Consider the following 6653-nt stretch of genomic DNA (forward strand, 5'->3'; position numbering starts at 1 on the left):
GGGCGAGGGGGACCATCAGAGGGCGGGTGGCGCACAGCGAGACGATGTTCGGGTGCGCCACCGCGACCCGGTACATCTCGCGCGCGAGGCTGTGCAGTGTGCTCCGGAGGCCGCGGGGCGGGTCGGCGGCCGTGACCCGGTCCTCCAGCTCCAGGAAGAGCGTCTCGACGAGTCCGTCGAGCAGGTCCTCCTTGCTCGCCGTGTACCGGTACAGCGCCATGGACTCCACGCCGAGTTCCTCGGCGACGCGCCGCATGCTCACGGCGGCCAGCCCCTCGCCGTCCGCCACGGTCAGGGCGGCGCGCAGAACGCGCTCGCGACTGAGCCGTCCCCGGCGCGCATCTGACGACCCGCGACCCATGATCATGCCCACCCTTGACGATCGGACCACCTCAGGAGCAGCATATACATCATAAACGTACATAGTACACATATGCTGCATACGTACGGTGAAGGTCGCGGTCATGGACGTAACCCCGAACGCCTCCTGGTGGCCGACGATCTTTCTGTGGGTCGTCCCGGTCTCCGGCGTGCTCCTGTGGTTCCTCGCTCCCGCGATCTCCCGGTGGACGAACCGGCTGCTGCTCGTGGCGCTCCTCGGCGTGTGGAGCTGGCTCGCCGGTTCCGTGGCCATGCGGGCCGAGCGCACGGGCACCAACATCGACGCCACGGTCGTCGACGGGATCGAGCTGGCCGTCGGCTGCCTGGTGGACGACGGGTGGAGGTGCCTCGCCGGACAGCAGAAGGACATGGACTTCCAGTTCTCCCCCGGCGTCGTCACCTGGATCGTCCTTGGCGCCCTGCTCGTGGGCTTCGTCCGCCTCCTGGAGATACGCAATGCCCGCGGCGACCACATCACCATCGAGGTGGACGACCTGACGTACCCCAATCCCCCGGAGGACAAGCCCCATTCGGACGCGGCCACCTGCACCGCGAGGATGCGCACGATCCTCGCCACGCAGGTGCAGACACCGCCGCCCCTGCCCGGAGGGGAGCCGGTCCTCAGCCTTCCCACCGTGCTCTACGAGGCCAAGCCCAAGGAGGCGGACCTCTTCACCAAACTCCTCGCCCTGGGCTGGCAGTCGGCCTTCCCGCAGCGCGGCTGGCGGCTCACCGGCCATGTCCAGCACTCCGGGGCAGGTTATGGCGTCACCGTGAACATCACGGAGAAGCCGACGCACCGCCGCGTCCTCCAGGACACCTACTGGGAGGACACCCCTGACGAAGCCGTGTACAAGACGGCCTACACCGTGTCACAGCTCGCGATGGCGAGCACCGCCTGCGTCCCTCGGTGGACCAAGTGGCGCTCCAAGAACGGGCGCGGGCTGCGGCACTACCGGGACGGCGTCGATCTCCTGCGCAACGGCGGCAAGCGGCGCCAGGCCGAGCGGGAGTTCAGGACCGCGGTGCGACTGGACCCGGCCAACGCGCTGGCCCGCTGCGAACTGGCTCTGATCAAGGAGGGAACTCCCCTCGGGTATCTCCAGGCCCTGGAGATGTATCTGCAGCTCACCGCGGATTCTCCGACGATGATGCAACCCCGCTACCGGGTCGGGATCGTCCTGGACCTGGTGGACGAGTGGCTGGACGCCTGGGTGACCAGCAGAGACTGGCAGGGACGCCTCGACAGGGCCTTGACGGGCGCCGGACTCGCAGCCGTGCCCGATTCGGCGCGGGAGGACAGGGCGAAAGCGCGAGAGCACTTCCTCACGCAGTCCCTCTCGGCGCTCACGACGCTGCGCGGGCAGCTGACAGGCCGACGGCTGCTCGGACTCTGGATCCACGGCGAGACCCGAGGGCTCTACCGCGACTTCGTCCGGCCGTTCGGGACCCTGCGCGCACAGACCAGGGCCGCCGTCGACGCGGCGATCCTCTCGCACAGCGTCCATGTCCGGTACAGCGGGAGACCCCGCCACTCTCTCGCGAACCTCCGGATGCGGTGCGACTTCGCGGAGACGGAGAAGCGGCTCGAGGCCGCGTGCGCGTACGGCGACAGGCACCGCTTCCGGGGCTCCCCGGCCCGCGCCGCCGGCGAAGGTCAGGCATTGGGGCACATCCAGATCTCGGGACTCGTCCAGTACAACGCCGCCTGCTTCTACGCCCGACTCATCGGGCCCCCCGAGGACTACCAGCACGACTGGACCACGGAGACGGAGGAGGCCGCCACCCTGGCCCTCGCGCATCTCACGGCGTCAGTGCGCACATCCGAGCTGGCTGGCGACTGGCTCGACCACCTGAAGGGTGATCCGGACCTCCGGCACCTACGGAGTCACCCGTGCTTCCAGGACTGGGCGCTGACACGACACACACAAGAAGGAGACGGTCATGACCGTCGAGAAGTTGGCGCCGCCGCTGGCGGCAGCGTATGAGCGCTACGTGCAGGAAGGCCGTCGACGCGCCCCACTGCGCCGGCCAGCGGGAATGATGGGGCTGGTCTCCGTCGAGCAGCGGGCCAAGCCGCTCAGGGTCGTCGTGTCGGTGGAGTGCGATCCCGACGCGCCGCCCACGGGGACGGGCGACCTCGTGATCAACGAGGGCGGGCAGCGGGTCCGTACGGGGATCGTGCCCCTCGACGCCCTGGAGGAACTGGCCGCTCAGCCGGGCGTGCGCCGGATCGTGCCGGCCGCGCAGTTGCGGCCGTGCCTGGATCTAGCACAGGCCAAGGTCGGCGTGCCCGAGTTCCGCGCGCGGACGGACCGGACCGGGGACGGTGTGCTGATCGGCGTGGTGGACACCGGAATCGACCCGCGGCATCCGGAGTTCCTGGGCCGCATCGAGCGCATCTGGGACCAGACGCTGGCGGGCGGGAGCGGGGTGCCGGAGGGGCGGTACGGGGCGGAGTTGACCGCCGGCTCGCTCGGCGCGGACGTGCTGTCCCGGGACAGCGACGGGCACGGCACCCATGTCGCGGGGATCGCCGCCGGGACGGAGGGGGTCGCTCCCGAGGCGCGGATCGTCGCCGTCAGGACGGACTTCCAGGACGCACACATCATCGACGGCATCCAGTACGTGTTCCGCCTTGCGGGCGACCTGGGCGTGCCCGCGGTCGTCAACCTCAGTCTGGGCGGTCATGTCGACGCGCACGACGGCACGGACCTGATGTCCCTCGCCATCGAAGAGGAGAGCGGCCCCGGGCGGATCGTCTGCTGCGCCGCCGGCAACGAGGGCGAGGACGACATCCACGCGCGGCTCACCGTCGCCGAGGGCGCCACCCGATCGGTGCCCTGCCATCCGGGGCGGGTCGGCGGCTTCCCCGACCTGTTCTGGCTGAACGGCTGGTACGCGGGCGGGGACCGGCTGGAGGCCGCAGTCGTGTCGCCGTCGGGCGAGTCGACCGCGTTCCAGCCCGTCTTCACGAGCGGCTCGCCGGTGCGCGCGTACGCCCTCGCGGAGGGCGTCGTGCAGATCGTGACGCCGGGGCCCGACTCGGGCAACGGGGACCACAACTTCTTCGTGGCCGTGGAGCCCGCCCCCGCCGCGCCGTCCGCCCTGGCGCCGCGCTGGCGGCTCGTGCTGCGCGGGGCGAGCGTCGGCGGCGCGAGCTGCACGGCGGACGTGTGGATGCTCGGCAGGCAGGAGGCCCGGCCCCAGCCGCAGTTCAGCGGACCGGCCGTGCACGACGCCCTCAAGATCGGTTCGCCGGGCGCAGCGACCTCGGCGATCACCGTGGCGGCGGCCACGACACGTACCCGGTGGCAGGACGTCGACGGCGTGCAGCGCGAGGCGACCTGGCTGGTCGCGGACGGCATCGCGGGGTTCAGCAGCGAGGGGCCGCGCCGGGACGGACTGCCCAAGCCCGACGTCGCGGCACCCGGGGCGATGATCGTCTCCGCGCTCTCCCGGGACGCCGTCGGACAGCTCCGGGCCTTCATGGTCGACGACCGCCGGCTGGCGCTGCAGGGCACGAGCATGGCGTGCCCGTTCATCGCCGGGCTCACCGCGCTGCTCCTGGAGGGCGACCCAGGCGCGGACCCCGACAAGGTGCGCTCGGCCCTGACGGACGCGTCGGCGATCCCGGGCGCGGCCCCGGGGGCGTTCGACGCCCATTGGGGGCACGGCCTCGTCGACGCGTCCCGTCTGTGACCTCCCGTACCCGACCTCCGGGGCACAATCGACCGCCATGGACTACGGAAAGCTCGACGCCTCCCTCGCGGCCGCCGTGGACGCCGAGGGCGGCGACCCGGAGGCCAGGGACCTCCTGGTGACCGTCCTCCTGGAGCGGGCGCCCACGGACGAGCAGCGGGAGACGCTGCGCGGCGCGGGGGTGGACGCCGGGGCGGCGGACCGTACCGTCGTCACCGGCACGCTCTCGCGGCGTGGGGTCGAACGGCTCTCCCACGAACCCTGGGTGCGCTCCCTGGCCCTGTCGTCGCGCCGCCGCCCGCTCTAGGGTCCGTCTTCAAGATCATCCGAGTGGTGGATCATGGTGTCGTGGTACGTCGTCACGAACTCACCGATCAGGAGTGGGAGTCTCGCTCCGCTGATACCCCGGGCCGCGACGGGGCGGCCTCGGGTGGAGGACCGGTGGGTCGTCAGCGGGATGGTCTACAAGATCCGCACCGGGATCTCCTGGCGTGACCTGCCGGAACGCTACGGACCGTGGAAGACCGTGTACACCCGCTTCCGCCGTTACGCCCTGGACGGGGTGTTCACCCGGGCCCTGCAGTCCAGGCCCACGCCGACGCGGCCGGCGACATCGACCGGCTGGTCCAGATCGACTCCACCGTCGTCCGCGCTCACCAGCACGCCGCCGCCACCGGCCGAAAAGGGGGCGGCATCAGCGGGACGAACCGGACGATCACGGCATCGGCCGATCCCGAGGCGGACTGACCACCAAGATCTACCTCGCCTGCGACGGCAAGGGCCGCCCCTTCGCGATCCTGGTGACGCCCGGCCAACGCCACGACAGTGTCTGCGCACGTCCTCTGCTGCCGCGTGCCCGCGCCGGACGGCGTAGACCAGGTAGACGGCGACCTGGGCATTTCCGATCCTGCCCGCGGTGCCGGTGTACTGGCGCTGGACGCCGACCGGGCCGGTGCCCTTCTTCACGTCCCCGGTCTCGTCGACCACCAGTACCGCCTGGTCGTCGTGCAGGTGGTCCACCACACAGTCACACACATCGTCGCGGACCCGGCCCGCGTCCCACTTGGCCCGCCCCAGCAGATGCTGCCTGCCGTCCGGGGCCCTCTCCCCGGCCCATTCGGCGATGGTCCAGCAGTTCTTGCGCGGCAGGTCCGACAGCAGTCCGAGCAGCAACTTCCGGACCAGAAACCGGGGTTCGAACCGTATGAAACCGTCCCGCCATCCGGCTCATCAGGCCCTCGAACGCCTCCTGCCAGGCGGGCAGGGTCTACGCTGTGTCCTGCGGCCACCGTGTGATCGTTTGTCTTCACGCACCGATGACCAACGGGTGGCCGCACCCGTCTCCACAGCGCGTCGGGGTCGCGCAGCGTCCGCCCGCCGTCCTGTGTCAGGAGGACATGTGCAACGTGGCGAAGTCTGGTGGGTGGAGTTCGACGAGCGGCGGCCGGTCGTGCTGCTGTCGGGAGACGACGCGTCCGGGATCCGGGTGATGCAGGTCGTCGCTCGGGCGGGGGTCGACATCACCGGTCTGGGCGTCGAAGTGGCAGTAGGCGCCGTGGAAGGACTGCCCTTCGAAGGCGTGCTTCGGTTCGCGTTCCCGCGTCCGGGCCTTACCCCTTGCACGTGGCTGACGACCGTGTCCCGGGACGACCTGATCGAGCGGGCGGGCGCCCTGTCCTCCGCGAAACTCAGCGAGATCGAGAACGCCCTCCGTCTCGGTGAGCAGGCAAGGGAGTGGACCCCGGCGACGACCGCGAAGCTCAGCGAGATAAGGAACGCCCTCCGTCTCGGTGGACTCGGGTAGGCGGAGGAGGAAACGAACGCCCGCGACGGCGTGGTCGGTCTCGTCCAGATGATCGACGCTGCCGGCTGCCTCCTCGGCGGCGACGCGTGCGCGCAGCAGTTGTGGTTGCTGGTGGCCTGGGTGCGCTCGCTGCTGCTCCGTGTCTGCGCAGATCCACTTCTGCGTGTCCTGGTGCTCGTGCTGGTGGGAGTACCTGGAGGTGGTGGTCCGGTTGTACGCCCTGTGGCTCGCCTGGTAGGAGCTGGCCGATTTTTTTGCGGGCGCGTTCGGTGGCTCCGTGTGGCACCGTAATGATCTGGCCTAGAGGTTGTCCCGTAACCAGTGTGGCGGGTGGTGCGTTGACTTGGACATGGGTGGGGTGATCTCAACGGATGATCGGAAGTGGATCGAGCTGTTCTCCGGGCTGTCCGAGGCGCAGTTCGCCAGGCTGGTGGCGCTGGTTCGGCGCCGTGGCGGTGATGTCCAGCGGGGCCGTCCCTGGCGGCTGCGGCTGGAGGACCGGGTGCTGCTGGTGGCGACGTACTGGCGCACGAGCCTCACATTGCGGCAGGTGGCGCCGTTGTTCGGGGTCTCGAAGTCTGCGGCAGACCGCATCCTCGACCACCTCGCACCCCTGCTGGCGATCTCGCCGGCCCGCAGGCCGCGCAAGGACACCGTCTACATCGTCGACGGCACCCTGGTGCCCACCCGCGACCGCAGCGTGGCCGCGTCCAGCAAGAACTACCGGTACTCGACGAACCTGCAAGTCGTCATCGATGCCAACAGC

General features: G+C 70.4%; 8 protein-coding genes and 1 pseudogene. 7 read left to right on the forward strand and 2 right to left on the reverse strand.

Going from position 1 to position 6653, the window contains the following annotated elements; translation table 11 throughout:
- On the reverse strand, window positions 1-256 hold a 256-nt coding region (locus CCN42_RS28275; protein WP_245877502.1), incomplete at its 3' end, for a TetR/AcrR family transcriptional regulator.
- A gap of 208 nt (window positions 257-464) precedes the next feature.
- Here CCN42_RS28275 and CCN42_RS28280 point away from each other — a divergent pair.
- Genes CCN42_RS28280 through CCN42_RS46235 form a run of 4 tightly spaced genes read left to right on the forward strand, consistent with a single transcriptional unit; the run spans window position 465 to window position 4957 of the window.
- Window positions 465-2369, forward strand: coding sequence for a tetratricopeptide repeat protein (locus CCN42_RS28280; protein WP_143662030.1), 1905 nt, complete (start codon window positions 465-467; stop codon window positions 2367-2369).
- A complete protein-coding gene (locus CCN42_RS28285) occupies window positions 2326-4083 on the forward strand; it encodes a S8 family serine peptidase (RefSeq protein ID WP_086739850.1) in 1758 nt (585 codons plus the stop codon). The genes CCN42_RS28280 and CCN42_RS28285 overlap by 44 nt, the downstream gene beginning before the upstream one ends.
- A 37-nt stretch (window positions 4084-4120) precedes the next feature.
- The gene (locus tag CCN42_RS42755) at window positions 4121-4390 is read left to right on the forward strand and encodes a hypothetical protein (RefSeq protein WP_086739852.1); all 270 of its coding nucleotides are present in this window, start codon (window positions 4121-4123) and stop codon (window positions 4388-4390) included.
- Window positions 4391-4423: 33 nt separating this feature from the next.
- On the forward strand, window positions 4424-4957 hold the full coding sequence (locus CCN42_RS46235) for a transposase (RefSeq protein ID WP_086739856.1): 534 nt from the start codon (window positions 4424-4426) through the stop codon (window positions 4955-4957).
- Here CCN42_RS46235 and CCN42_RS28300 read toward each other — a convergent pair.
- A pseudogene (locus tag CCN42_RS28300) lies at window positions 4924-5314 on the reverse strand (transposase); the annotation flags it as partial. The gene CCN42_RS46235 and the pseudogene CCN42_RS28300 overlap by 34 nt on opposite strands.
- 168 nt (window positions 5315-5482) lie before the next feature.
- Here CCN42_RS28300 and CCN42_RS28305 point away from each other — a divergent pair.
- The 3 genes from CCN42_RS28305 to CCN42_RS28310 form a co-directional block, all read left to right on the forward strand.
- The gene (locus tag CCN42_RS28305) at window positions 5483-5887 is read left to right on the forward strand and encodes a type II toxin-antitoxin system PemK/MazF family toxin (protein WP_086739854.1); all 405 of its coding nucleotides are present in this window, start codon (window positions 5483-5485) and stop codon (window positions 5885-5887) included.
- A gap of 139 nt (window positions 5888-6026) precedes the next feature.
- Entirely contained in the window at window positions 6027-6125 is a 99-nt protein-coding gene (locus tag CCN42_RS42195; RefSeq protein WP_143662031.1) for a DUF4913 domain-containing protein, read from the forward strand.
- Window positions 6126-6236: 111 nt separating this feature from the next.
- Window positions 6237-6653, forward strand: a 417-nt coding sequence (locus CCN42_RS28310; protein ID WP_143662032.1) for a transposase family protein, incomplete at its 3' end; no start/stop codon positions are given.

The organism is Streptomyces glaucescens (assembly GCF_002154375.1).
Classification (GTDB): Bacteria; Actinomycetota; Actinomycetes; order Streptomycetales; family Streptomycetaceae; genus Streptomyces; species Streptomyces glaucescens.

Bases quoted from the DNA above. Each gene is read 5' to 3' on its own strand.
- CCN42_RS46235 (WP_086739856.1), top strand. From the start codon at position 4,424: ATGGTGTCGTGGTACGTCGTCACGAACTCACCGATCAGGAGTGGGAGT.
- CCN42_RS28285 (WP_086739850.1), top strand. From the start codon at position 2,326: ATGACCGTCGAGAAGTTGGCGCCGCCGCTGGCGGCAGCGTATGAGCGC.
- CCN42_RS42755 (WP_086739852.1), top strand. From the start codon at position 4,121: ATGGACTACGGAAAGCTCGACGCCTCCCTCGCGGCCGCCGTGGACGCC.
- CCN42_RS28280 (WP_143662030.1), top strand. From the start codon at position 465: ATGGACGTAACCCCGAACGCCTCCTGGTGGCCGACGATCTTTCTGTGG.